The sequence below is a fragment of the Mycobacterium sp. genome, from assembly GCF_035274705.1.
Classification (GTDB): domain Bacteria; phylum Actinomycetota; class Actinomycetes; order Mycobacteriales; family Mycobacteriaceae; genus Mycobacterium.
Window position 1 is genome coordinate 47018 of record NZ_DATENY010000087.1, and the last position, 26084, is coordinate 73101.

General features: G+C 64.3%; 27 protein-coding genes. 8 read left to right on the top strand and 19 right to left on the bottom strand.

Annotation, left to right across the window (positions count from 1 at the left end):
* Positions 1-44: 44 nt before the first annotated feature.
* From VJV41_RS18565 to VJV41_RS18575, 3 genes are read right to left on the bottom strand one after another with little or no spacing between them, the layout of a single operon-like run.
* Entirely contained in the window at positions 45-1268 is a 1224-nt protein-coding gene (locus tag VJV41_RS18565) for a cytochrome P450 (RefSeq protein WP_325336299.1), read from the bottom strand.
* Between the two features lie 13 nt (positions 1269-1281).
* Positions 1282-2004, bottom strand: a complete 723-nt coding sequence (locus VJV41_RS18570) for an acetoacetate decarboxylase family protein (protein ID WP_325336301.1) — start codon at positions 2002-2004, stop codon at positions 1282-1284.
* Positions 2005-2047: 43 nt separating this feature from the next.
* Positions 2048-3079, bottom strand: a complete 1032-nt coding sequence (locus VJV41_RS18575; protein WP_325336303.1) for an LLM class F420-dependent oxidoreductase — start codon at positions 3077-3079, stop codon at positions 2048-2050.
* 68 nt (positions 3080-3147) lie between these two features.
* On the opposite strand from VJV41_RS18575, the gene VJV41_RS18580 reads away from it, so the two are divergent.
* Genes VJV41_RS18580 through VJV41_RS18600 form a run of 5 tightly spaced genes read left to right on the top strand, consistent with a single transcriptional unit; the run spans position 3148 to position 7699 of the window.
* The gene (locus VJV41_RS18580) at positions 3148-4149 is read left to right on the top strand and encodes a Zn-ribbon domain-containing OB-fold protein (protein WP_325336305.1); all 1002 of its coding nucleotides are present in this window, start codon (positions 3148-3150) and stop codon (positions 4147-4149) included.
* A gap of 10 nt (positions 4150-4159) precedes the next feature.
* Positions 4160-5227: a thiolase domain-containing protein gene (locus VJV41_RS18585; protein ID WP_325336307.1), complete on the top strand. Its 1068-nt coding sequence runs from the start codon at positions 4160-4162 to the stop codon at positions 5225-5227.
* Positions 5228-5229: 2 nt separating this feature from the next.
* Positions 5230-6411, top strand: coding sequence for a thiolase domain-containing protein (locus tag VJV41_RS18590; protein WP_325336309.1), 1182 nt, complete (start codon positions 5230-5232; stop codon positions 6409-6411).
* On the top strand, positions 6408-7286 hold the full coding sequence (locus tag VJV41_RS18595) for a TIGR03619 family F420-dependent LLM class oxidoreductase (protein WP_325336311.1): 879 nt from the start codon (positions 6408-6410) through the stop codon (positions 7284-7286). The genes VJV41_RS18590 and VJV41_RS18595 overlap by 4 nt, the downstream gene beginning before the upstream one ends.
* Positions 7283-7699, top strand: a complete 417-nt coding sequence (locus VJV41_RS18600) for a nuclear transport factor 2 family protein (RefSeq protein ID WP_325336313.1) — start codon at positions 7283-7285, stop codon at positions 7697-7699. The genes VJV41_RS18595 and VJV41_RS18600 overlap by 4 nt, the downstream gene beginning before the upstream one ends.
* Here VJV41_RS18600 and VJV41_RS18605 read toward each other — a convergent pair.
* Positions 7696-8688 carry an MOSC domain-containing protein gene (locus tag VJV41_RS18605; protein WP_325336314.1) on the bottom strand — a complete coding sequence of 331 codons (993 nt, stop codon included), beginning with the start codon at positions 8686-8688 and terminating at the stop codon, positions 7696-7698. The genes VJV41_RS18600 and VJV41_RS18605 overlap by 4 nt on opposite strands.
* A gap of 23 nt (positions 8689-8711) precedes the next feature.
* Positions 8712-9239 carry a gamma carbonic anhydrase family protein gene (locus tag VJV41_RS18610; protein WP_325336316.1) on the bottom strand — a complete coding sequence of 176 codons (528 nt, stop codon included), beginning with the start codon at positions 9237-9239 and terminating at the stop codon, positions 8712-8714.
* 98 nt (positions 9240-9337) lie between these two features.
* On the opposite strand from VJV41_RS18610, the gene VJV41_RS18615 reads away from it, so the two are divergent.
* Both VJV41_RS18615 and VJV41_RS18620 read left to right on the top strand, forming a co-directional pair.
* Positions 9338-10498 (top strand): Rieske 2Fe-2S domain-containing protein, encoded by a 1161-nt coding sequence (locus VJV41_RS18615; protein ID WP_325336317.1) that lies wholly within the window; start codon positions 9338-9340, stop codon positions 10496-10498.
* Positions 10499-10966 (top strand): hypothetical protein, encoded by a 468-nt coding sequence (locus tag VJV41_RS18620; protein WP_325336319.1) that lies wholly within the window; start codon positions 10499-10501, stop codon positions 10964-10966. It abuts the gene before it with no gap.
* Between the two features lie 40 nt (positions 10967-11006).
* Here VJV41_RS18620 and VJV41_RS18625 read toward each other — a convergent pair whose 3' ends face one another.
* The 6 genes from VJV41_RS18625 to VJV41_RS18650 all read right to left on the bottom strand — a co-directional run bounded on the left by VJV41_RS18625 (position 11007) and on the right by VJV41_RS18650 (position 18627).
* Positions 11007-11525, bottom strand: a complete 519-nt coding sequence (locus VJV41_RS18625) for a hypothetical protein (protein WP_414684989.1) — start codon at positions 11523-11525, stop codon at positions 11007-11009.
* Between the two features lie 384 nt (positions 11526-11909).
* Complete coding sequence (locus tag VJV41_RS18630) at positions 11910-12977, bottom strand: hypothetical protein (protein WP_325336321.1); 1068 nt, start codon at positions 12975-12977, stop codon at positions 11910-11912.
* Positions 12978-13017: 40 nt separating this feature from the next.
* The gene (locus VJV41_RS18635; RefSeq protein ID WP_325336323.1) at positions 13018-13986 is read right to left on the bottom strand and encodes an antibiotic biosynthesis monooxygenase; all 969 of its coding nucleotides are present in this window, start codon (positions 13984-13986) and stop codon (positions 13018-13020) included.
* A gap of 16 nt (positions 13987-14002) precedes the next feature.
* Positions 14003-16720, bottom strand: a complete 2718-nt coding sequence (locus VJV41_RS18640; RefSeq protein WP_325336325.1) for a molybdopterin-dependent oxidoreductase — start codon at positions 16718-16720, stop codon at positions 14003-14005.
* Positions 16717-17535: an FAD binding domain-containing protein gene (locus VJV41_RS18645; RefSeq protein ID WP_325336365.1), complete on the bottom strand. Its 819-nt coding sequence runs from the start codon at positions 17533-17535 to the stop codon at positions 16717-16719. The genes VJV41_RS18640 and VJV41_RS18645 overlap by 4 nt, the downstream gene beginning before the upstream one ends.
* A 480-nt stretch (positions 17536-18015) precedes the next feature.
* A complete protein-coding gene (locus tag VJV41_RS18650; RefSeq protein WP_325336327.1) occupies positions 18016-18627 on the bottom strand; it encodes a TetR/AcrR family transcriptional regulator in 612 nt (203 codons plus the stop codon).
* 164 nt (positions 18628-18791) lie between these two features.
* On the opposite strand from VJV41_RS18650, the gene VJV41_RS18655 reads away from it, so the two are divergent.
* Positions 18792-19358, top strand: coding sequence for a TetR/AcrR family transcriptional regulator (locus tag VJV41_RS18655; RefSeq protein ID WP_325336329.1), 567 nt, complete (start codon positions 18792-18794; stop codon positions 19356-19358).
* Positions 19359-19361: 3 nt separating this feature from the next.
* On the opposite strand, the gene bla is transcribed toward VJV41_RS18655, so the two are convergent.
* From bla to VJV41_RS18695, 8 genes are all read right to left on the bottom strand, one after another.
* Positions 19362-20276: a class A beta-lactamase gene (bla, locus tag VJV41_RS18660; protein ID WP_325336331.1), complete on the bottom strand. Its 915-nt coding sequence runs from the start codon at positions 20274-20276 to the stop codon at positions 19362-19364.
* Positions 20277-20285: 9 nt separating this feature from the next.
* Entirely contained in the window at positions 20286-21431 is a 1146-nt protein-coding gene (locus VJV41_RS18665) for a sulfotransferase (RefSeq protein WP_325336333.1), read from the bottom strand.
* 76 nt (positions 21432-21507) lie between these two features.
* Complete coding sequence (locus VJV41_RS18670) at positions 21508-22290, bottom strand: SDR family oxidoreductase (RefSeq protein ID WP_325336336.1); 783 nt, start codon at positions 22288-22290, stop codon at positions 21508-21510.
* A gap of 3 nt (positions 22291-22293) precedes the next feature.
* Complete coding sequence (locus VJV41_RS18675) at positions 22294-23421, bottom strand: hypothetical protein (protein ID WP_325336338.1); 1128 nt, start codon at positions 23419-23421, stop codon at positions 22294-22296.
* A gap of 65 nt (positions 23422-23486) precedes the next feature.
* Positions 23487-24182: a TIGR03943 family putative permease subunit gene (locus VJV41_RS18680; protein WP_325336340.1), complete on the bottom strand. Its 696-nt coding sequence runs from the start codon at positions 24180-24182 to the stop codon at positions 23487-23489.
* Positions 24179-25129, bottom strand: coding sequence for a permease (locus VJV41_RS18685; RefSeq protein WP_414684994.1), 951 nt, complete (start codon positions 25127-25129; stop codon positions 24179-24181). Before VJV41_RS18685 ends, VJV41_RS18680 begins: the two co-directional genes overlap by 4 nt.
* Before the next feature lie 123 nt (positions 25130-25252).
* Positions 25253-25504: a hypothetical protein gene (locus VJV41_RS18690; protein WP_325336342.1), complete on the bottom strand. Its 252-nt coding sequence runs from the start codon at positions 25502-25504 to the stop codon at positions 25253-25255.
* A 167-nt stretch (positions 25505-25671) separates the two neighbouring features.
* Positions 25672-26046 (bottom strand): heme-binding protein, encoded by a 375-nt coding sequence (locus tag VJV41_RS18695; RefSeq protein WP_325336344.1) that lies wholly within the window; start codon positions 26044-26046, stop codon positions 25672-25674.
* Positions 26047-26084: the final 38 nt, after the last annotated feature.

The window sequence follows — 26084 nt, forward strand, 5'->3', positions numbered from 1 at the left end:
GCATCGGCGGCGATCTGACGCCGCGACCTGTGACGGACCTCGCGCTAGCTGGCGAGTGGCGTTGTCGGGGTGTATTTCACCGGCATCGACTCGAGGCCGCTGACGAAGTTCGCTGGGCGCAGCGGCAACTCGTCGTCGGACGCCAGACGCATATTCGGCAGTCGCTTCAGCAGCTTCGACTGCATGATCGACAGCTCGAGCCGCGCGAGCTGGTTGCCCAGGCAGAAATGCGTGCCGAAGCCGAACGCCAGGTGGTTGTTGGGATAGCGCTCGATATCGAAAAACTCAGGGCTCTCAAAAATCTTCTCGTCGAAGTTCGCCGACTCGAACAGCAGGATCATCTTCTCGCCCTCCTTGAGACGAGTGCCGTGAAAGTCCGTGTCGGCGGTGATCGTTCGAGCCATGTTCTTGACCGGCGCCGTCCAGCGCAGCATCTCTTCGATTGCGTTGGGCAACAAGCTCAAGTCATCGACAAGACGCCGGTGTTGGTCGGGGTGAAGCAGTAGCTGCCGGGTTCCCCCTGACAGGGTGTGCCGAGTGGTCTCGTCGCCACCGATCAGCAGCAGGAGAACCTCGGTGACGATCTGATGGTCCTCGAGCTTCGACCCCTCCACCTCCGCGTGCACGAGGACACTGACCAGGTCGTCGCTGGGCTGCTCCTTGCGTTCGGCGATCATGCCGTTCATGTACTCGCTGTAGGCCGCGAACGCGTCCATCGTCACCTGCACGTCCGCATCGGCCGCAGTGCTGCTCAAGGAGCTGACCAAATCGTCGGACCACTTGAGAAACATCTCGCGTTCCTGCGGACGCACGCCGAGCATGTCTCCGATGACCGCCATCGGCAGCGGCGCGGCGAGGTCCCAGACGAAGTCGCACTCCCCTCGTTCACAGACCGCGTCGATCAGCGTGTCGCACAGCGAGCCGATCGAGGACTCCAAATCTTTCACGCGCTTGCGCGTGAATCCCGAGTTGACGAGCTTGCGCCGCAACAGATGCTGCGGGTCGTCCATCTCGATCATCATCTCCACGCCCGGCTGATCGGGCCGGATGCCGCCGGCGTTGGAGAACAGCTCCGGCTGGCGCTCGGCCTCGATCACCGCCGCGTACGTCGCCGCGGCGGCCAAGCCATTGCGGTCCCGGAACACCGGTTCGTTCTCGCGCATCCACTTGTAGACCGACCTCGAATCACCGGCGTAGAACGCGCCGTCGGTCAGATCTACGTCCGGCTTCGTAGCCGGAGGCGAAGCCGCGATCGAGCTTCCCGTCATTGACCGCCCTTTCTCAGTGGACGACTTGCGCGTCGCCAAACGACATTTCCACGTTCGCGGCGGAACTCGACACGAGCGCCCGCTTGGGCAGGCCGAGCGCCGCCAGTTCGTTGGCATACGGGTGGTCCCCCAGCCATACGCGCGCACCGCCCAGCCCGTACCGCACCCCGGTCAGCGTCATCTCCCCCGGTGTCTCCCGCGTGACCCCGTCGAGATGCGAGTACGTGTTGTGCGCCTGCGTGCGCGAGGTGAACGCCGACGGCACCGGCAACCCCGGTTGGAATTCCATGCCCACGGCAAGCTGGCCGTCGATGCTGACATCGAATCCGAACTGCCGGCCGTTCCGCACGGTGAAGTCGGCCATTACCTTTGGATAACCCCAGATCGTCCGGCCCGCTTCCAAAGTGAACGACTGGTCGACCGGAAGGTGATGGATGAACGCACCGGCCGACTGCAGGGCACGTACGCCGCTCGCATTCGACCCTGGCGGATTGACCATCACGTTGGTGCCGTACTCGTAGTACGGGCCCAGGTCGCCGTCGACGTATTGCATGAGCATCAGGATCACGAGCGCGCGGCCGGGCAGATACCGGCAGACCTGCATTCCGCTGTAGTCGATCATCCGCTGCGCGGCGCCGGCGTCCACGGAGAACATCGCCATATGTTGATTCGCCTTGCGAATCTTCACCGGCATCGTGACCACGGTTCCGGCGATGGTGTGCTGCGAAGCAGTCATCCGGTCAATCTAGAACGCGTTCTAGTCGCACGGCAATAGTCGATCAGACGAGTGTCGCCAGCTCCCTGATCTGCTCGAGCGAACGACCGGCCACCACCATCATCGTCACGCCGACCGCCTCCCACGCCGTGACCTGCTTACGCACGTAGTCGATGTCGCCGACGATGGCCGCGTCGTCGACCAGCTCGTCGGGAATGATCTTGGCCGCCTCGTCCTTGCGATCACTGCGGAACAGCTTGGTCACGTCGTCGACGACCTCGGCGTAGCCCATCCGGCGATACACATCGGCGTGGAAGTTGGTGTCCTCAGCACCCATCCCGCCCATGTACAGCGCAAGGTAGGGCTTCATCGCCGCCAACGCAGCGCTGCGGTCCTCGGTGATGACGATGTTGGCCGTCGCGCAGATCTCGAAGTCCTCACGGCTGCGGCGAGCGCCCGGCCTGGCGAAACCCTCGTCCAGCCACTCGTTGTACATCTCACCCAGCCGCGGCGAGTAGAAGATCGGCAGCCAGCCATCGCAGATCTCGGCGGCCAGCGCGACGTTCTTCGGTCCTTCCGCGCCCAGCATGATCGGGATGTCCGCGCGCAACGGATGGGTGATCGACTTGAGGCTCTTGCCCAGCCCCGTGGTGCCCTCACCGGTCAGCGGCAGCGGGTAATGCGGCCCGTCACTGGCCACCGGCCCTTCGCGGCGAAGCACCTGGCGCACGATGTCGATGTACTCACGGGTGCGGGCCAGCGGCTTGGGGAACTTCTGCCCGTACCAGCCCTCCACGACCTGCGGCCCGGACACACCCATTCCGAGGATGTGGCGCCCGCCCGACAGGTGATCGAGCGTCAGAGCCGCCATCGCGGCCGCGGTCGGAGTCCGTGCGGACAGTTGCACCACCGACGTGCCCAGCCGCAGGCGCTTGGTCTGCGATCCCCACCAGGCCAGCGGCGTGTACGCGTCGCTGCCCCACGCCTCGGCGGTGAACACCGCGTCGAAGCCGGCCTCTTCGGCGGCGGCGACCAGGTCAGGCGCGTTTTCCGGCGGCTGTGCGCCCCAATAACCCAGCTGAAGTCCCAGCTTCATTAGCTCGCCTCTCTAACCCTTTTGGCGGTCGCTTGAAACCGCTCTTAGAACCTGTTCTACTCGATGCCGTGACCACCAGCCAAAGCAGCCCGGTGCAGATCGATCAGCATGAGCCGCCGCTTTCGGCGCCGCTGAAGCTGTCCTTCGACTACACCCGTTCAGTCGGACCACTCCTCAGCCAATTCTTCACTGCCCTGCGCGAGCGACGCATCGTCGGCGTGCGAGGTTCGGATGGGCGAGTGCACGTGCCGCCGGCCGAATTCGACCCCGTCACCTATGAACGATTGACAGAAATCGTACCGGTGGCCAGCGTCGGCACCGTCGTGTCCTGGACCTGGCAACCGCAGCCCTTGGAGGGCCAACCGCTGGACCGGCCGTTCGCATTCGCGCTGATCAAGCTGGACGGTGCGGACACTCCGCTGCTGCACGCGGTGGACGCCGGGTCGGCAGATGCGATCAGCGCCGGGGCACGGGTGCACGCACACTGGGTCGACGAGCCGGTCGGGGCGATCACGGATATCGCGTACTTCGCGCTAGGCGCGCAGCAAGACCCAGTTGCCGAACCGGGAGGGCCGAAGGACGAACGCGACCCGGTGACCGTGCAGGTGACGCCGTCGACCATCGAGATCCAGCACACCGCGTCGCTTCCGGAGAGCACGTTCCTGCGGGGGCTCGAGGAGGGCAAGCTGCTCGGGGCGCGGACAGGCAAGAACGGGAAGGTCTATTTCCCTGCGCGTGAGGCGGATCCCGCCACCGGCAAGCAGCTCGACCAGTTCATCGAGCTGCCCGACAAGGGCACGGTGACGACGTTCGCGATCATCAACATCCCGTTCGCCGGCCAGCGCATCAAACCGCCGTACGTCGCGGCATATGTGCTTTTGGATGGTGCGGATATCCCGTTCCTGCATCTCATTCTGGAGATCGAGGCCGCCGACGTGCGGATGGGCATGCGGGTCGAGGCGGTGTGGAAGCCCCGCGAGGAGTGGGGCCTGGGCATCGACAACATCGACTACTTCCGTCCCACCGGCGAACCCGACGCGGACTATGACACCTACAAGCACCACCTGTAAAGGCAGATCAATGACACAGGCCGGAAGAGACGTAGCAGTCGTGGGCTTTGCCCACGCGCCGCATGTGCGCCGCACCGAGGGCACCACCAACGGCGTGGAAATGCTGATGCCGTGCTTTGCTTCGATCTACGAAGAGCTCGGGCTCAAGCAGACCGACATCGGCTTCTGGTGCTCCGGATCGTCGGATTACCTTGCCGGCCGCGCTTTTTCGTTCATCTCGGCGATCGACTCGATCGGTGCCGTGCCGCCGATCAACGAGTCGCACGTCGAGATGGACGCGGCATGGGCGCTCTATGAGGCCTACATCAAGCTGCTGACGGGCGAGGTGGACACCGCGCTGGTCTACGGCTTCGGCAAGTCGTCGGCGGGCACCCTGCGCCGCGTGCTCGCCCTGCAGACCGACCCGTACTCCGTCGCGCCGCTGTGGCCCGACTCGGTGTCGATCGCCGGGCTGCAGGCGCGGTTCGGTCTCGACGCCGGCAAGTGGACGGCCGAGCAGATGGCTCAGGTGGCGCTGGATTCGTTCGCGGTCGCCCAGCGCACCGATTCCGAGAAACCCGCCAAGAGCATCGATGAGCTGCTGGCCCGGCCGTACTTCGCGGATCCGCTCCGCCGCCACGACATCGCGCCGATCACCGACGGCGCGTCCGCGATCGTGCTCGCTGCGGGTGACAAGGCCCGTGAACTCCGCGAGAACCCAGCCTGGATAACCGGTTTCGAACACCGCATCGAAACCCCGGTGTTGGGCGCGCGGGACCTGACCACCTCGCCGTCGACCGAAGCGTCGGCCAAGGCCGCTACCGGCGGCGACGCCGGCTCCATCGAGGTGGCCGAGATCTATGCGCCGTTCACCCACCAGCAACTCATCCTGACGGAGGCGATCGGCTTGCCGGCGTCGACGCAGGTAAACCCGTCCGGCGGCGCGCTTGCGGCCAACCCGATGTTCTCGGCGGGCCTGGAACGCATCGGCTTTGCCGCGCAGCACATCTTCAACGGCTCGGCGCAACGTGTGCTGGCGCATGCCACGAGCGGTCCTGCGCTGCAACAAAATCTCGTCGCCGTCCTGGAAGGGAAGTAGCCATGGCAGGTCAACTGGCCGCGGTGCTGGGCACTGGGCAGACGAAATACGTTGCAAAGCGGCAGGACGTTTCGATGAACGGCCTTGTGCGCGAGGCCATCGACAAGGCGCTGGCGGACTCAGGCGCCACGATGGCCGACATCGACGCCGTCGTGGTGGGCAAGGCGCCCGACTTCTTCGAGGGCGTGATGATGCCCGAGCTGTTCATGGCCGACGCGGTCGGCGCCACCGGTAAGCCGCTGATCCGCGTGCACACCGCGGGCTCGGTGGGCGGCTCGACCGCCGTCGTGGCCGCCAGCCTGGTGCAGTCGGGCAAGTACCGGCGCGTGCTGGCGATGGCTTGGGAGAAGCAGTCGGAATCGAATGCCATGTGGGCGTTGAGCATTCCGGTGCCGTTCACCAAGCCCGTTGGCGCAGGCGCCGGTGGTTATTTCGCACCACACGTGCGGTCTTACATTCGTCGCTCGGGTGCTCCGAACCACATCGGCGCGATGGTGGCGGTCAAGGACCGGCTCAACGGCGCCAAGAATCCACTGGCGCATCTACACCAGCCCGACATCACGCTGGAGAAGGTGATGGCGTCCCAGATGCTATGGGACCCCATCCGTTTCGACGAGACCTGCCCATCGTCGGACGGTGCATGCGCGCTGGTAATCGGCAACGAGGACATCGCTGACAAGCGCGTCGCCGACGGTCACCCCGTCGCATGGATCCACGCCACGGCGCTGCGCACAGAACCGCTGGCTTACTCCGGCCGCGACCAGGTCAACCCGCAGGCCGGTCGTGACGCCGCCAAGGCGTTGTGGAAGGCGGCGGGGATCACCAGCCCGATCGACGAGATCGATGCGGCCGAGATCTATGTGCCGTTCTCGTGGTTCGAGCCGATGTGGCTGGAGAACCTGGGGTTCATGCCCGAAGGCGAAGGCTGGAAACTGACCGAGGCCGGCGAGACCGCGATCGGCGGTCGACTGCCGGTGAATCCGTCCGGCGGCGTGCTGTCGTCGAATCCCATTGGCGCCTCAGGCATGATCCGGTTCGCCGAGGCGGCGATCCAGGTGATGGGCAAGGCCGGCGACCACCAGGTCGAGGGTGCCCGCAAGGCCCTGGGCCACGCGTACGGCGGCGGGTCGCAGTACTACTCGATGTGGGTAGTCAGCTCCGACAAGCCAGCGGATAAGCCGTGAAGTACACCTGCAGCGTGGCGATGAGCCCACTCGACGACCTGATCGAAATCGCCAAGACCGCCGAGGAAGTCGGGTTCGATTCGATCGCGCTGCCGGATTCGATCTTCTACATGGAGAAGCAGTCCGCAGATTACCCGTACACCGCCGACGGCTCCCGGATGTGGAATGAGGACACCCCCTGGGCCGACCCGCTGATCGTGGCGGGCGCGATGGGCGCGGTGACGTCGACGCTGCAGTTCTACACCAATGTGATGAAGCTGGGCTCCCGGAATCCGCTGCTGCTGGCACGGCAGGTGGGGTCCGTAGCAATCCTGACCAAGAACCGATTCGGGTTGGGTGTCGGAATCGGCTGGGCGCCGGAGGAATTCGAGTGGTGCGGCGTGCCCTATGCGAAGCGCGGCAAGCGCGTCGACGAGATGATCGAAGTGATGAAGCTGGTGCTGGACGGCGGGATGGTCGAATTCCACGGCGAGTTCTACGACTTCAACAAGCTGCAGATGAGTCCCGCGCCGTCGAAGCCGGTGCCGTTCTACGTCGGTGGGCACACCGAGGTCGCTTTGAAACGTGCCGCCCGGATTGGCGACGGCTGGACCAGCGCGATGATGACCGGTGCTCAGTTGGCCGAAACCATCGCCGAGCTCAACGAGCTGCGGGCCGAATACGGCCGCGCCGACGAGCCGTTCGAGTTCCAGGCGGTCTGCATCGACAAGTTCGGCGTCGACGGGCACCGCGAGCTCGCAGAGGCCGGCGTCACCGACAACATCGTCATCCCGTGGATCTTCGACGGCCTGGGCTTCGACGCGCCACTGGACAAGAAGAAGGATTCGCTGAAGCGATTCGCCGACACTTACATCCACTCGGGTTGGCAGCAATGACCGTCACCAATGCCGACCATCCCGCACACGTGGCCGGCAAGCGCTCGCGTGAAGCGGCGATGGCCCACGACAAGCAGGCGTGGCTTGCCAATTTCGCCGACGACGCGATCGTCGAGGACCCGATCGGACCGTCACATTTCGACCCCGAGGGCAAGGGCCATCGCGGCAAAGAGGCCATCGCGGCCTTCTACGACAAGGCGATTGCGCCCAGCGAGCTCGAGTTCAACTTCGTCGAGACATACCAGTGCGGCAACGAGGAAGCCAACGTCGGCAACATCGTGATCAAAGCCGCCGGATACCAAGTCGTCGCGGAAGGCGTATTCACCTACCGGGTCAACGACGAAGGCAAGATCACCGCGCTGCGGGCCTACTGGGAGCTCGACCGCGCCACCGCGAGCGCCCGCAAAATCTAGCGCGACAGACGATCCGCAGCCGCAGTCGCCAGACCAAAAGCCAGCCGCTTCGTACGGCGCGCGGCGTCGCCAAGCAACTTTCGTGTCCGCGGCGTGTAGACAGACTGGACGGACACGTCATCACCGACACGAACACTGCCGCCACTGGTGACGCCGCAGTAGACACCGAGGCACCGCTGTGCCCTGGCGGCGACCGCGCGCGTGATTTGCCGATTGACCTCTAGTCCCGGTTGCGCGCGGCTGGGGACAACACAGCGAATTGTCGGCATCGCGACATCAAGAACTACTCCGCCGATCGCGAGATGACCTCCTATCCACTGCGACTCCGGGAGCTCGTCATCGGGATTGTCGAGTGCCACAAAGATATTGGGCCGGAATCGGCGTACATCGAGATCGTCACCGACCTCGGCGCCGATGGTCGCCAGGCTGGTCGTCGTCAAAACGTGCACCGGCGCCAGGTCGACGAACGTGCCGGGCGGAGTGGAATAACGGCCAAGGGTCAGGATGTCCGCCATCCGCACCACCGACAGGTCGGGCAGTCTCTCGCCCTCACCGACGCCGAAGTCGGAGCGCAACGTAGCTGACGACAGGCCATCCGTCTGGTGCTCGCGACGCAGCCTGTGCAGGCTGGTGTCCTCAGCCGGCGGCAATGCGGTCAACTTGACGTCACGGCCCGCGAGTTCTGACAGCTTGGCGTTCACCGCAGGGTCGCTACTGGACATGACCGTGCCGTCGGGGAAGGTGATTTCAACCTCCGGCACGTTGCCCGCGCCGGCATCCGATGAAACTGGGCTGCTGTATCGGGCCGTGGCGTTCAGGAGTTTAGGAAGACGACGGGCTGACGCAGTGATGTCGTGTTCGAGGTCGCGAACGGCCCAGAGCCGGTCACCCAGAACTCCGCGGGCACCGACCTCGGCGTGTTCGAGCCGCTCGCCGCCCAGAGATTTGACCGGATAGCGCCACAGCTCGGCCACCTGACCAATCGGCATGCGGACAACGGTACGGCGCACGGTTAGCCGACGGGCCGCATTCCGTCGATGTAGCGACGGGCCAGGTCTTGGTACGCGCCTGGGTTGGTGTTCACCCACATCTCGGCGCCGGTGCCGGCGATCGGACCCCTGACTTTGGCCGGTGCGCCGGTCACCAACACCTCGTCGGGAATCTTCGTGCCGCCGACCACAAGCGAATGCGCGGCGATCAGGCTGCGCACCCCGATCACCGCGCCGTCGAGCACCGTGCAGTGGTTGGCCAACACGGCTTGGGCGCCGATGTGCACCCCGTGCACCACGCAGCCGTGCGCGACCGTGGCGCCCGGCCCGACGTCGACGGGGATACCAGGCGGGGCATGCAGCACGCAGCAATCCTGCACGTTGGCGCCCTCGCGAACGATGATGGGCGCGAAGTCGGCCCGGATGACGGCGTTGAACCACACCGACGCGCCAGCCTCGACGTGGACGTCGCCGACCAGCGTGGCCGTAGGGGCGATGAACGCGCCGGGGTCGATCGTCGGTGAACGGCCCTCGAATGAGTACAACGGCATCGTCTAGATATACCGCAGGTAAACGCGATTAGATTGCGCGCGGGGAGGCAAAAACTGTAACGTGTTCTAGTTAGAGAGCACAGATTGGGAGGCTCGACGTGAGCACCGAAACCGCAGGCATCCGCGAGATCGACACCGGCGCGCTGCCGGATAGGTACGCGCGTGGCTGGCACTGCCTTGGCCCTGTGAACAACTACCTGGACGGCAAGCCGCACGGCGTTGAGATTTTCGGCACCATGGTGGTCGTCTTCGCCGACTCCCATGGAGACGTCAAGGTCCTCGACGGCTACTGCCGGCACATGGGCGGCAACCTCGCGCAGGGGACCGTCAAGGGCGACGAGGTCGCCTGCCCGTTCCACGACTGGCGCTGGGGCGGCGACGGCAAGTGCAAGCTGGTGCCTTACGCCAAGCGCACACCACGACTCGCGCGGACGCGCTCGTGGCACACCGACGTCCGCGGCGGCCTGCTGTTCGTCTGGAACGACCACGAGGGCAACCCGCCGCAGCCCGAGGTACAGATCCCGGACATCCCCGAGGCGGCCAGCGACGAGTGGACCGACTGGCGGTGGAACTCGATCCTGATCGAGGGCTCCAACTGCCGCGACATCATCGACAACGTCACCGACATGGCGCACTTCTTCTACATCCATTTCGGTCTACCGACGTACTTCAAGAACGTTTTCGAGGGTCACGTCGCCTCGCAGTACCTGCACAACGTCGGCAGGCCCGACATCGACGACATGGGAACGACATACGGCGAAGCGCATTTGGATTCTGAGGCGTCGTACTTCGGCCCGTCGTTCATGATCAACTGGCTACACAACAGCTACGGCGGCTTCAAGGCCGAGTCGATACTGATCAACTGTCACTACCCCGTCACCCAGAACTCGTTCATGCTGCAGTGGGGCGTCATCGTCGAAAAGCCGAAGGGGCTCGACGAGGAGACCACCGACAAGCTGGCCCGGGTGTTCACCGAAGGCGTCAGCAAGGGCTTCTTGCAGGACGTCGAGATCTGGAAGCACAAGACCCGCATCGACAATCCGCTGCTCGTCGAGGAAGACGGCGCCGTTTATCAGATGCGCCGGTGGTATCAGCAGTTCTACGTCGACGCCGCAGACGTCACGCCCGATATGACCGACCGATTCGAGATCGAGATCGACACCACGGCGGCCAACGAGAAGTGGCACGTCGAGGTCGAGGAGAACCTCAAGCGGCAGGCCGAAGAGAAATCGGAAGGACAGACGACTCAGGTCCCTTAAATGAGCCGGAGCGAGGAAGCACCAGACGTCGACCAGCTGGCGCGGTCGATGCTGAGGCTCTATGGCGCACATGACGATGACGACCATGGCCACGACGGGAATACGGAGATTCGTGCTCGGACTTTTTCCGGGGCACCGAATTTCGCCTCCGATCCGGTTCGGTTGGCAGCTGTGCGCGAAGCGACGCAGCGCGACCGGGAGCGTTACCTGACGTCCGGCCTGGTATCGGTCGACTGCCGGTTCTGCCATGTCACGGTGCAGGTCAAGAAGCTCGGTCCGGCGCACACCTCGGTGCAATGGAACGCCGAGGCGTCGCAGCGCTGCGCGTACTTCAGCGAGATCCGACAGTCGGGCGGCGACTCAGCCCGCACGCGTGCTTGTCCGAAGTTGGCCGACAGCATCAAACACGCTGTGGCCGAGGGGTGCTTAGAAGAAGAGTCGTCCGCCCCGCCGCCAGGCGACGGCTAGTTTCTTTGGACGCGCATTATGCGGGCATATCGTTCGGCGATCACTGGCCCGCGGGTGGCGGCGCGTCGATGGGTGTGAGGTTGAACGGCAGCCAGTACGTTCCTGCTCCATCACCCGGGCAGCCTGGGTCAGCCACGGTAAATGTCCGCTCCCCGTAGAAGCTGCCGTCAGAATTGGGTACCAGGAAGTCCGACCGGAAGGCCGTCACAGCGCCGCCGCCGTCGCAGTGGAATGGATAGTCCCCGCTTGACTCCCACCGGTCGACGTTCCAGTGGTAGTCGAATAGCGCTGGGGCATTGGGGTTTTCCGCGAGGTCCGTCAGCCGCATCCAATGCGCCGTGCATCCCTTCGCGTCGCATGACGTGGTAAAGCCGGCTCCCTGAACCGAGGGGTCGGATGCCTCGGGGCGGCCATTGAAGGTCTGCCTGGAATGGTCGAGGAACGTGTTGTAGGACCCGTAGATCGGTACAGGTTCCGCACGGTCTGCGTGCGCCACCGGCGCAGCCAGGGCGGCGACACAAGCAGCGAGGGTCATCACGGACGGGAGTTTGATCATCATGACGGGTCCTTCCTTCCCCCTGGAATCGGCTTGCCGGTACTTCCGCCGATATTGCATAACACATAGCGCGACGAATTAGCTGGATAATGACAAGAAGATCCGTTGGGTGCGGAATTGACCTGCGATTCGGCATAAGTAGCCTAAATCCGTTGTGCAGCAATCGTTGTCCTTGCGGTCACCGCTGCGCCCGCCGCCATCGCAACCATCTGCACGCCCGCGTCGAGCCACGCCCGATGCGTGCGCGAATTCCGCTTCCAATCCGGCGATGCCGGTAGTCCCTGACCCGTCCGCTGACGTCTTGGCGCAAGAATCGCGCTGGCTTACCGCAATCACGGCCGGGGACGTGCCGACGGTGGAGAGCATTCTGGCATCCGCGTTGAGCACTCAGAGAACTGGACAGCTGGGGACTGCATCCTCCAGCCGCGCGGGACCGGTTCCCTTGGTGGGGTCCGTCTTCCATGGCCAGTCGTTGGAACGGAACGGCGCCAGGCTCGGCAGCACGGCAGTCTTTCCGCGCTTGGCCATCTCGCGTTCGATGACCGCCCGGCCGCCGCCGCCCAGGAGCTCGACGTCCATCGCGTAGAAGTCACGGAAGAACACCATTCCCAGGGACCGATCGGCGACGATGCGGGCCAGCACGTCAAGCAGCTTCTCAGGGGTCGTCTCGAACTCCGCTGTCTCGACGAGCAACAACCGCTCCCCCATCGTCTCGGTGCCCATGAACTGAACGAGGATGCTGTAGAGGATGTTGTTCTGCCGCGTCACATACATCGTGTTGTTCACGGCGTACGTGTGCTCCCAAGCCGCGCCGAGTTCGTCCTTCCAGTCCTCGACGACCCTCATCCAGTGGCCCACCTGAGCACCTGCGGCAATGCCAATAGCCTTGACCGACAAGGGCGTCGTGCCGCGGATGAACTCCTCGAGTTGGCTGTAGCTGTAGCTTCCGTTTGCCAGGCAGTCGTCCATGAAGGCCACGTTGCGTTCCAGAATCGTGCGCAATACGGTTCGGTCGTCCTCGGGGATATCGAGCGCATCTATGCCTTCGAGGGCCACCTGGTTCTGTGTCCGGTACGTCGCCAACGGCGCACGCCACAGCAGATTCGCGCGGGGATCGTCCAAGTAGGGTGAAACGACCTCGTAGATCGCCATGGTGCTGTGGCCAACCGACTTGGCGATCTGATAGACGATCGGTACCGGGGCCGCCACCTTCGGTGGCTGTCCGGGTGGGTACAGAATCATCTGACCGCCCTGACCGCTGAACAGCGCCACGATGATGGGCACTCGCTCACGCATGTTCTGCTTGAACGTCGCCAGCGATTCGTCGTACAAACCCATCATCGACGAGTTCAGCGCCAGGACGGCGTGTTCGGCCACCTCTCGCGCGCTGGCGGGCGGCCTCGCGTCGAGGACCGGACTCATGAATTCGGGTACTGCGTTGTTGGTTACTGGCATAGTGATCACTTGGTCCTTTCGAATGGGCAAGAAGATTGCGTCAGGGCTCGCGCCAGAACTTCCAGATGAGGCCGAATACCACCGCCCAGAACACCAGGGATGCAACGACGATGGCGGCGCCTCGGATGTCCGTGCGTGATTTCGGTTCACCAGCCGGCGGCCACAGGAAGCCTTTGAGTAGTCGGTTGGCGTAGTACGGCATCGTCACGAAGGTGAGGATGAAGCTGGAGCACAGGTTTCCCAGCAGCGTGCCTACCCAGACCGGCAGGTGCAACGGAAACAGCAGGAGCATGATCGTCATCGCAGTGGGGTAGATGCCGACCCAGACCGCGAAGGACGTCTTGATATCCGATGGCGGGGGCACCTGGTTGCCCTTGTCGTCGAAGGCGAACCAGCTGCCGAAGGAATTCTCCACGGTACGCAGCTGGAAGTCGCGGAACTTCTTGCCTTCCTCGAGCAACTGCTTGCGCTCGTCGGAGGTCATCCACGCTTCCAGGTCCGCGACGTTGTCGTAGCGGTACATCGCCGTCCACTCGTCCTGCACGCCCTCGACCGGCCGGAACAGCTCGGTGCCTCGGTAGCCATCAAACTTGCTCTCGGCCAACCGAAGTTGTTCCTGCCAGGCGAGGAACTCGTCGACGTCACCTGGCTCGACGCGATGGGTAGCGACAACCGTCACCAGTTGATCTGCCGGTTTGGCGGCACCACCGACGATCTGCTGGGTGGGCGGGCCGTCGAAATATTGTGTGCCTGTCTCCATTCCTTGCTGGCGAGTGGAGCTGTTCAACCACGCTCGCAGGTTGGCGATCGAATCGAAGCGGTAGATCACCACCCAGTCCGGTTGCGTTTCGGTGGGCGCGGTGACTTCAGCGCCGACGAATCCCGGGTAGCGTGACGCAGCCTCGTTGAGCCCGTGTTGCCATGCCAGGAACTGCTCCTCGGCGCTGGGGCGCACGCGCTGTCCAATGATGACCGTGACGGCGTGGTCGGTGATGTTCTCGGTTGGCATGCCAGTCTTCTCGAAGTCAGCTCGTCGGAACCAGCCGGCTGTCCGCGAGCCGGCTGTAGATGCGTTCAGGCGACAGGGGTAGCGAACGGTAGCGCACGCCTGTCGCGTTGGCGACGGCGTTGGCCAGTGCCGGCGCGACCGGGTTGATACAGCATTCCGCCATGCCTTTGGCGCGCATCGGACCGACCGAGTCGCTGGAATCGACCAGGAGTACCTCGGTGCGCGGAGCATCGGCGTAGGTGGGGATCTTGTAGTTGCGCAGGTTCGGGTTCATCATCACGCCGTTCGCGTCGACGTGGAAGTTCTCCGTCATCGCGAAGCCCAAACCCTGCGTCACACCGCCTTCCACCTGTCCCCGCACCTGTGCGGGGTTGATCACGACACCGGCGTCGGTGGCCTGCACGCTGTAGAGAATGCGGACCTCGCCGGTGACGCGGTGAACCGCGACACGGAAACCGTGGGTGTTGGATGTGACGCTGCGTGGTGACCCGTATGCCTTGCGCGCCACGGTGAATCGGTTGCCCCGGGCCCTGGCGATCTCGAGGAGTTCGAGCAGCGAAAGCCGCTTGTCCCCGCACACCACCCCGTCGTCATCCATCCAGCAGTCGGCCATGGCGACGTTCGTATGCGCCGCCGCGACTTCCAGGATCCAGTCGCGCAACGCGGTGGAGGCTCGCTGCACGGCGTTGCCGGCCACGAAAAGTCCCGCGCTGGCGAAGGCTCCGGTGTCGAACCCGGTGCGGTCGGTATCGGACTGCACGAGGTGTATGCGTGCCGGTGTGGTGCCGAGCTGGGTGGCTGCGATCTGTACGTGAGCGGTAGAGGTTCCTTCACCGAATTCGACTGTGCCGACCGCGATTTCGTAGATGCCATCGTCGCGCAGCGTCGCCCAGCATTCCGAGATGTGTTCGGTCGGAGGTGCCGTTTCATGCAGTGAACTCGCGACACCGGTACCGATCAGCCAATCGTCGCCGAGATCGTGCGCCCCACCGTCGCGACGTAGCGCCGCGTCGACCAAGTCGATGCACTTACCGAGACCGTCTTCGGTGAAGGCGACATCGTCGGGCCGGTCGTCGATGGCGAGCAACGCGTCGCCTGGCCGGACGATGTTGCGGCGCCGCAGCTCAAGCGGATCGATGTCGAGCGCGATGGCCAGCTCATCCATCGCCGACTCCACGGCGAACGCAGGTTGGGTCATGCCGTACCCGCGCAAGGCCCCACTGGGCACGTTATTGGTGTACACGGCGTACCCGTCGAATTTCTTGTTTGGACAGCGGTATATCGCGATGGCCGCCCCACCGGCGAACAGCGTCTCTCCACCGTGATTTCCGTAGGCCCCGGTGTTGGAGATGTTGCGGAAGTGGAAGGCGGTCAGCGTGCCGTCTGCGCGGGCGCCCAGCTTGACGGTGACCTTCATCGGATGTCGTGGCGACGCCGTGGTGAACTCTTCTTCCCTCGTGTACTCGAGGCACACCGGGCGACCGGTATCCAAGCTGGCCAATGCGACCAGATCCTCAGAGATCACCTCCTGCTTGCCGCCGAATCCTCCACCGACGCGCTTGCAGAACACCCGCAGCTGGTCGGGGCGAAGGTTGAAGAGGTATGCCAGTTTCACCTTGGCGATCGACGGCGATTGGGAACTGGTACGTATGTTGAGCCGGCCGTCCTCCATCCAAGCGATCGACCCATGCGTTTCCAGATGTGCGTGCTGGACGCGTGGCGAGAAGTAGGTACCTTCGTGGATCACGTCGGCCTCGGCGAATCCTCGTTCCACGTCGCCGATTTCGCCGTGCAGCTCGAGCAGGATATTGCGGACAGGGTCGTGGACGAATGGGTCGTCGTATCCATGCAGTTGCGGAGCCCCGTCGGCCATCGCCTCTTCGGGATCGAAAACGGCACGCAGCGGCTCGTATTCGACGACGACCTTGCGACAGCCCTCTTCGGCGGCGCCGACCGAATCGGCAAGCACGGCAACCACTCGCTGGCCGACGAATCGCACGACGTTGTCGAGAATGTAGGTGTCGTCAGGATCGACCAGATGGTCGGTGTGGATGGCGGTCGTGAAGAGCTTGCGCGGGACGTCTTCCCACGTGTAGACGCGATGGACGCCGGGTACCGCCAGCGCGGCCGACTTGTCGATGGAGGTGATACGCGCGTGTGCGTGGGGGGAGTGCAGCACTTTCAGATGCAGCATTCCTTCCATCTCGGCGTCCATGGTGAACTCCGCGCGGCCGGTGACGACGTCAGTGCCCGCCGGCGCCCCCACACTGGTGCCGACGGCTCGACCTGGCAGCGCCTGCTCGATGCCGGCGACGCCATTGATCGCATCCTCGATGGCGCGATAACCCGTGCAGCGGCACAGGTTTCCCTTCAGCGCCCGGGGCAGGTCCTGCTTCTGCTCGTCGGTGAACGCGGCCGCTGTCATGATCATCCCCGCGGTACAGAAGCCGCACTGAAAGCCGGGGGCGTCGCGGAACTGCCGCTGCAGCGGGTGCAGGTCATCCGGCGTGCCCAGACCCTCGATCGTGGTGACTTCACGGCCCTCGGCACGGAACGCCGGTGTGATGCAGCTATTCACCGGCCGACCGTCGAGCCACACGGTGCAGGCGCCGCAATCGCCTGCGTCGCACCCCTTTTTGACACCATGCCAACCCAGGGAACGCACGAAGGTGCGCAGACACTGCCCGGGACGCGGTTCCTGGTCGAATGATTCCCCGTTGACGGTGTATGTCATCGCCAGTCTCCCAGTTCCCCGCGGATTTCTTCGGCATAGTGCTTGGCTAGGTGACGGCGATGGTCGGGCGATCCGTTCGCGTCGTCGAACCAGATCTCCTCGGGCAACGCATCGATGTGCTCTTGCAGCACATCGGCGTCGGGCAGTGAGTCGAACGCCAAGCGGATCGGATGCGTCGTCGCCGCCGTGATCGTCAGCAGCATGTCGGCCGCGTCCGGTGATTGGGTGGCGATCATGAAGATCGTCGACCGGCCGAGTTTGGTCAGCGTGAAGCGGCGATGGGCGTAGCGCTTGCGCAGGGCGCTGAGGGGAATGTCGATCTGTCGCAGCACCTCGCCCGGTTCCAGGATGTTCTGATGATTGCCGGTCACGAAAACGCCTGCGTCCACGGTGCGTTCGGATCCGTCAGGCGCCCAAAGCGTGTATGCGGCTTCGAGCGCGACTGTCATGGTGATCATCGGCCCCGCAGGCAAGGACATACAGATATTGCCGCCGACCGTCGCCGAGTTCCACACCTTGAACGATGCCAGGAACGCCTCACAACTCGTCTTCAGCAGGGAGCCGGCGGCCCAGTCGGGCGGGTCGAATGCGTAAAGTTCGGCGACCGTGCACGTCGCGCCGATCGTCAAGCCGGCATCGGTGGCGCTCAGCGGCTGCCAGCCAAGGGGAACGAGGTCGACCAATCGGCGTACCTCGGGCTGCTGTTCAGAGAACAACCACGTTCCGCCCGCGAGCCATGCGTCGCCGTCGCGCCAAAGGGTCCCTGGTCGTTCCGGTGGCTGGCGGACGACGTCGGTAATCGTGTTGATGTCGATGTCAGTGCCCTTCGGTGCGTGTGTGTAGACCGGTTGCCTGCCGCCTCACTGAGCTCCACAATGCTTTGCTGCGATCACCGCAAACGCATTGCTTTACGTCACGAAAAACCATGGACTCCGCCGCCCGGGGCATGACTCCGGAGACCCACCGCGACGGCAGGCTAACACACCCGTCAATTGTGTGGCAATATCTAAACGAAGCGTTTCTGAAATGTCTCTTTGGAGATTAGCAGCGGTTCACTTGCATCGTTTCGCTATATGAACACCCGTACTATCGGTTCCGCTAGGGCTACAGCAATCTCACAGAGACGAAAGCAGCGACGGACGGATACGAATCCATACGACGCACGCGCCCGTTTGCGCGCGTACTGTCGGCCGAACGGACGAGCGCTGAATAGTTTTCATGTCAATTTGCTGAAAATCACACCATCTACCGCTGAAAGAGTTACAGTGCCCCGCCCGCGCGGACTGTCGCCATGCTCAGTTCTTGGCGGACAGCCCGAGCAGGGTGACCTCGACGAGGGTGTCGGCGGCGGTGTCGTCCAGGTGCGGGTGACCGAGAAGGCGTCGGTAGAGCAGCGGCCCGATCAGCACGTCGATCGCGTCGTCAGGATCGACGTCGGCGCGAAACTGGGCCGCGGCGATTCCACGTGCCCACACCGTTTTTATCAGGTCGCGGTGCGCGAGCATCAGGTGCTTGTGTAGTTCTGTGCGCACCGTCGAGTCAAACTGTGCCTCGCCGATCAATTCGGAGAACACCCGGCCGTTGTCTCCGGTATAGAAGCTGACCAAGCCGCGTAGCACAAGACGCAGATCCTCTGTAGCCGAACCAGTCTGGGGATCACGCCAATCGGCCATCATCTCGGTGAGGAAGGCTTCGACGGCGACGGCGTACTTGTTGGGCCACCACTTGTAGATCGTTGCCTTGCTGACGCCGCTGCGCGCGGCGATCTCCTCGGTCGTCATCGCCCGCAATCCGACCTCGTGCAGCAGTTCGGATGTGGCTCGCAACACCGCCAGGTGCGACTGCTCGCTGCGCGGACGTCCCCGCCTGCCCGCGGCCGAATCAGACTCCCCCTGCTTATCCGGCATCGCACTCCCGTTCCCACAGAGCCGGTCCGCCGAGTCTCGGCTACCAGTAATTGACGCCCCGCCCAATAATGTATCCGCTGGAAGCCGTGTTGTGGCGCGAGTACGATTTCGGCGTACCCATCCGGCTTCGTGCACGGGCGCACTTCGGCGAGGAGCGTACGAGGATGCCCGATGAGCTGCCCGCCTCCGTGGTGGTTGCCATCGTGGAGTCCATCCGGAGACGGGGGATGAACGCCTTCACCGTCGAGGACGTCGCCACGATCGCCGGCCTTGACCCAATGACGATCCACGACCGTTGGGGCGATAAAGAGGAATTGGCGGTACGTGCCCTCAGTGCGCATTATGAGGCGATCATCTCCATCCCCGATACCGGTTCCTTCCGTGAGGATTTGACGACCTTCACCCACTCGGTCGCGCGCTTCCTCACCGATAGCACCGGGCGACTACTGATGCGGCTATTGGTGGTCGATGGCAGAGGTTGGGGCGCAGGTGATGTGCGTGCAGAGTTCTGGCGGATCAGATTTGAACGAGTGAAACTGATGTTTGAGCGCGCAGAGCGGCGCGGTGAAATCCGCAGCGGGGTCAACTACCCAGTCGCGATGCAACTCATGATCGCTCCGTTGCACGCACACGCGCTCTACACCGAAGACGCCATCGACGAAGACACCGTGAACTCCATCATCGACATGGCGTGGCCAGCCATCGCCTCGGCGGCCCTGCACTCGCCATAGTCGTCAGTCGACCCCGATCACGTACGGCACCGCGAATCTCGCAACCTCGGCGACCAGCGATCGGACGTTGGGGGCCTTCGGATTTGGTAGCTGTGATCGTGTCATGACCGACAAGATGACGCGCCTGCCGTCGGGTCCGTAGACCATGCCGATGTCGTTGGTGCTTCCGTAGTCGCCGGAGCCGGTCTTGTCCGCGCACGTCCAACCGGCAGGCAACCCGGGCCGCATGCTTGAGGTGACATTGCCGCGCATCCAGTCTTCCAACTGCTGGCGCAGCGGCGGCGCCAATATGTCTGTGGTGAGCAGGTTTCGGTACCCGCGACCAATCATGTGCGGTGTGCTCGTGTCGCGCGGATCGCCTGGCACCGCCGAGTTCAGTTCGGTCTCCCAGCGATCGAGCCGCGTCGCGTCATCTCCGACCTGGTGGGCGAAATCCGCAATGGCCGGCGGTCCGCCGATGGCCTGCAGCAAAAGGTTTCCGGCGGTGTTGTCGCTCTGCTGCAGTGCGGCCCGGCACAACTCCGCCAGCGGCAGGGTTCCCCCGGCATGGGCCTGAGTCACCGGAGAGTTCTCGACCAGCGCCGCGGGGTCGATCTGCACCTCGTCGTCCAGCCGCAGTTGGCCCCACTGTGTCTTCTGGAGGACGGATGCCGCAGCGTAGGTCTTGAAAGTCGAGCAGACCGCGAACAATTCGGCGTCGCGGTAGTTGATGTTGCGACCTGTGTCGAAATCCACGCAGTGCGCCCCGATGACGGCGTTGTGCGCGCGTTCCAGTTCGCCGAGGCGCCCCTGCACACGCGGATCCGATTCGGCGGAATCTGTCGGCTCAGCCAACGCAGACGGTGCGCGATGTATTGCTGCGGCGCCCATCAAGGCCGCACCTGCCACCAGTACACGCCGTCGTGTCGTATCTGCCACAGCAGAAGGCTACAGACCCTCGAAGCGCTCCCGGACCTGCTCGGCCGTCAGACCATAGTCGGCCAGCGAGTAGGTGTGCTTGGGCGCCCGCGGCCCCTGCTTACTCTCGGCATGGCTCTCCTCCATCGCCACGCGGGCGTCGTCGGTGACCTCGATGCCGAAATGGCGGTAGATCGCCTCGGCCTCACGCACCGGATCGGCGATGAAGTCGAAGTAGTCCATGTCGTAGAACTGCGACGAATCATGTTTGGCCCGTTCAGCATTGAACAGCTCCAGACCGCGTGACCACGTCTCCAACGAATCCTGGCCGATCGTCTCGCCAACAAATGTGTCCGACCAGCCTTCGGTCGTATGCTGAGCGAGCGAGCACATCGACGCCATGATCGTCTCGGCCGGCCGGTGGCATTGGATCACCAATGCATCGGGATACGTCTTGAACAGCGCGTCCAAAGCGAAGAGGTGACTCGGATTCTTCAGCACCCACCGCTTGTCGGCGTCGTCCAACCCGATCAGCTGAAGGTTGCGGCGGTGCCGCTGATACGGCTTCGTCCAGTCCTGCTTGGCCAGCCAATGCGCATATGTGGGGACGTGCGCCAGGGTCTCGTATGACACCGAATGCAGCGACTGGCGCAGCAGCTGCCAGCACTCCTCCACCTCGTCGGCGGTCATGAAATGCAGGCCGGTGTAGTCCGGGTTCTCCTCGTGTGCCTTGGAGAACTGCGCATCGAGCTGCTGGAAAACCGGGTTGTCCGACCAGGTTTCGCGCGGCGGCCGCGGCTGCGGGAACTCCGCGAGCCATAGCTCAAGCCCCTGATGCCGCGGATCGGTGGCCAGAAGCCGATGCAGGGCCGTGGTCCCGGTGCGGGGCAGTCCCGTCACGAAGATCGGGCGCTCGATCTTTACATCCGCATGCTGCGGATACCGCTTCCATGAAGCCTCGCTCAACAGCCGCGCCACCAGCGCGTTGCGGAGGAAGAACCGCGACATCTTGCTGCCCAGCTCGGTGAAACCCGCCTCACGCGCATACGAGTCCAGAAGCACACCAAGCGCTTCGCGGTAATTGTCGTCGTCGGTGCCGAAGTCGTCGAGCCCGCATGCCTTCGTCGCAGACGCGTGCAGATCCTCTACCGAGCCGACGTCGGTGCGGGGGCTCATGGCTCGACTCCCACTCGCCCCGGTCCTCGCTCGTTCCTCACTGCGATCCTCACTCGCGCCCGCCTTCGCGTGCTCATCAGGCTTTGTACTCCCCGCAGTTGACGTCCAGCGTCTGTCCGGTGATGCCGCTGGACAGATCGCTGGCCATGAACAAGATCGCCGATGCCACTTCCTCTTCGGTGGGCAGACGCTTGAGGTCGGACGCCGCCGCGGTGGCCTTGTAGATCTCGTCGACTGTGGTGCCGTACTTGCCTGCTTGGTGGTTGAAATAGCTCTTCAACGTGTCGCCCCAGATATAACCGGGCACAACAGAATTCACGCGGATGCCCTGCTCGCCGAGCTCGGTGGCCAGCGACTGAGACATCGCCAGCAACGCCGACTTTGCCATCTTGTACGCGCCGTACTTGGCCTGGGAGTGGCGCACCACCATCGAGTTGACGTTGACCACCGACCCCTTCGCCTCGGCCAGCGCCGGCGTGAAGCCCTGGGTCAACCGCAAGGCGCCGAGGACAGTCAGTTCGATGGCGTCCCGGATGTGCTGAAACGTGGTGTTGGCCAACGGTTTCATGGATGGCACGCGGAACGCGTTGTTGATCAGCACGTCGACCTTGCCGTAGGCCGCCAGGGAGGCCTCGACGAGGTTGTTGACCTGTTCGTCGTCAGTGATGTCGGTGCCGACCGCCACCGCCCGCCTGCCCATGTCGGTGATCTGCTTGGCGACGTCGTCGAGGCGTTCGACGGTCCGGGCGGCCAGTACCAAATCCGCTCCCGCGTCGGCACATCGCCGTGCGAGCGTGGTGCCCAGGGCGGGGCCCACGCCGCTGATCACGACAACCTTGTTCTCGAGCAAGCCGGGCATGCGCTATCCCACCATCCTGTGTCCAATTTGTATCTGCCGCTCGGTGATTCGCGCGCGCCAGTCGTCGTCCGAAATCTTGTTCTGTTCGTAATACGGCAGCGCCGCTGGGATCTTGTCGAAATCGACCAGCTCGACGGTCGGGCCGTCGGCCTCGCTGAGCTCACGCGACACCCGCTGCCAGCGAAACTGCAGGAAGCCCTTCGAGTGGCCGAGAGTCTCCACCCAGTTGGTGATGCCGGGGTTGCGGTCGGTGACCACTATGCGGATCTTGCCGTCCGGATCCGCTTGTGCCTGAGTGCCGTTCAGTGACGTCTGATGGTTGATATAGTCCAGCGAGATGTACCACAGGCTGCCGAGCTGGAAGCCGAGGTACGGTGCGTCGGTCACCGGTAGCGTGATGATCAGCGCCTGATCCTCGGTCAGCTCGTAGTGTCCGGCCGACGAGTACTGGGTGGCCAGGCCACCAGGAGTGAGCCGCGGTGCGACCATCGTGTTCACCGGGATGTTCAAGTAGAACCACTGGGGGAACTGCAACCAGGTCTTGACGCGTTGCACCAATTGCTTTCCGGCTGTGGCGTAGCGCTTTTCGATGGTCTCACGAGTCAGCGGCGGCGGTGCGGTGCCGGCGGTGTCCAGCCGTTTGATGGCGATGCTGCCACGCTGAGCCGACCAGTCGTTGTAGACCTCGCGAATCACCAACTGCGACGGTTTCTTCGGCCGGAACCGCCACTCGAAGGTGCCGTCCGCGGCGATGTCGAGCTGGCGATCGTCGAACGCGTTCTCACTGTCGGGCACCTCGGTGTCGGTGTACTCGCCGCCGAGAAGCTGAAAGCTCAGGTCGGTGGTGGTGCCTCGCTTGCCGTCGACGGCGTAGTCATGGTCTGCGTGCACACGAGTCCCGAAGTACAGCGTGTCGGGATTGTCCAGCGCCATCTTGGTGAACGGTCCGGTGCCGCTGTGCAGGAACGGGTGGTCGCGGTCGTAGTCGAAAGCCACATGCGTGCACGCCGCGATGCAGCCGGCCAGATACTGCAGGCCCTCGAGGAGATCGGCTTCGGTTTCGATATGGGGGGCGGCGGCGACGAGTTTCTCGGCTTCAGCGATCGCGTCAGCCAGGGGGTCTGAGTACACCCCTAGAAACTAGAACGTGTTTCTGTTTTACGTCAATAGCGAACTTTTTGGCACTTCGGACGGCATTAGTAGCTGTAGGTGTTTGCGGGCTTGGGGATCGGCGTCACATGCGATACGGCCATCGTCGGGATGTAGTTGGTCGAAGCCGTCGACGTTCCCGGCACGACCTGGCCCTCGACCTGCAGCCAGGTGTCCTCCGGGTAGCCGGCCACCTCAGCGGCCGCCGGACCCGACAGGCGGATGCGGGCCAGCTGCGCGTCCGCGGCGCAGCAGACGATCACGACGCGGCCCAGATCCGTGCTGCCCGGGTACTTCAGCGTGAAGCCGGTGATCGTGATCAGCCGGCCGTCGAGCGAGTTGGCAGAGTCGGTGGCGGCCCGCATGAGCACATCGGGGATCGAAACCGTCGGGGCCCGTCCTGCGGGCAGCGGTGGCCATGCGCGTCGCGTGGGTTCGGCCACCTGCGCCGGGGCGGCGCCATGCGCGCCGAGTGGCGGTGGCACGACGAAGGTGGTCAGCGCGATCGGCGCCAGCAGCAGCCACACCAGCCACGGTCGATGGTGATGGCCGTCGCCGTCGGGCGGATGGCGGAGATCGCCCACGATCGCGGCCACCGCGAGCACGACCAGGACGACGGCGGCGGCGATTAGCCACGGCAGCAGCGACGGCTTCACGTAATGCAAGTAGGAACCCTTGACGACCATCACCACGACGCTCAGCCCGACGAGCAGCAGCAGCGCGTTCTGGGTGCCGCGGCTCATCGCGCACCGCCGAGGAACGCCAGGCCGACCAGCGTCGCGACGAGCGTGGCGACGACGAACGTCGCAGGCCCGAAACGGACCGCGAACGGACGGCCGAACAAGCCGGCCTGCATCGCGGACAGTTTGACGTCGACGGCCGGACCCACCACGAGGAACACCAGCCGGGGCAACAGCGGCAGCATCGTCAGGCTTGCAGCCACGAACGCGTCGGCCTCCGAACACAGCGCCAGCACAACGGCGAACAACGCCATCGTGAGCACGCCGAGGACGAGGTGGCCGGCGAGTTTTTCGAAGACCCATGCGGGCACCACCACCCGCAGGGTGGCTGCCGCCGCGGCGCCCAGCACCAGATAGGACCCGGCCTGCAGGAAGTCGTGCCTGGCCGCCTCGGTGAAGACGGCCCAGCGGGAGGCATCTGCATCGTGCGGCGTGGGCAGTCGTCGGGTCACCCATTCGGCCCGGCCCCAGCGCAGCCACAGCAGGCCCATCGCCACCGCGGTGATCAGCGAGCCCACACAGCGGGCCAGCACCATCGCCGGCTGCCCGGGAAACGCCACGGCGGACGCCACCAGCACGACGGGGTTGATCGCGGGCGCGGACAGCATGAACGTCAGCGCCGCGGCACCCGAGCGCCCTTCTCCGAAGAGCCGGCGCGCCACCGGCACTGACCCGCACTCGCACCCCGGCAACGCGGCACCGCCCACACCGGCGACCGCAACGGCGACGGCAGGGCGGCGGGGCAGCCACCGCGCCAGCTGATCTGCCGAAACGAACGCGGCGATCAGTCCGCTCACGACGACGCCGAGCACAAGGAACGGCAACGCCTGGACGAAGACGCCGCAGAACACCGTCGCGGCCACGCTGAGGTCGGCATTGCCGGCCACAAACGCACTCATCGCGCCGGCCGACAAGGCCAGCGCGATGAGCGAGGCGAGCAAGACCTCCATCGACCCGATACGCCGCCTGCGATCGGTCGGGGTAGCGGTCACCGCACCATCTTGCCCGTGGTCAAGCGACTAGGTCGCCTGCAGTGCCTCCGAGATCGGCGTCGGCGTCACCTGAATGCCGCACTAACTCGACAGGTCGGTGACGGGCTGGTTGATCGCCTTCAGCTCGTTCTCCACCTGCTGAGGATGCGCCGCGAGGTAGACCGCGGTGGACGCCGACACCGAACTCGCGGTGGTTGCGATCCTGCTTTGCGCGCACGAATCGGGTGTGGCGTTGGCGGCCGGCATGACGATGGCCGCCGATCCAAAAGCCAGAAGGCCTCCGGCGAACATGCCGTACAGGCCGCGTCGCACGGTCGTTTCGGACATGTGCATCGAATCACTCCTTCGGTTTGCGATCAGTTGTCGCGTCCCGAGGCCTAACCCGAAAGCGGGGGGCACTAAACACCTGCCCGGCTCCGCTGCGCGGGCGCCGACGGCGTCGTCGCAGGGCAGGCGGCACAAATCAGCCGCCCAGAACTTTTGCTTAGATCAGCTGACCGTCAGACCTCGGCGAGCACGGTGAGGGCGTCGGTCGGCGACACCTCCATGCCGCAGCGGTTCTTGTAGTCGGTCAAGGGCTGCTGGATGACCCGCAGCTCGTCGGCTTCCTGCGGATGATCGCCGAAGTAACCGTCGAACTGCCCGATCGCCACGTATGCGGGCTGGCGGGTGATGTCGATGAGTGCCTGGTTGACGTCGGGGTGTGCGGCGAAGTAGTCCGAGAGTGAACCCGTCACCGCACTGACCGTCTTCGCGAGGGTGCTCGCGTTGCAGTCGGTGGCAGCGGGGTCCGCGCTCGCAGAAGGGATGAGCAGGGCCGCACATGAGGTGGCGCCGATCACGGCTGTGGCACACACTCCGGTACGAAATTTCACAGGGGCTCCTTCGGTCATGACGGTTCCCTGTGGTTTTC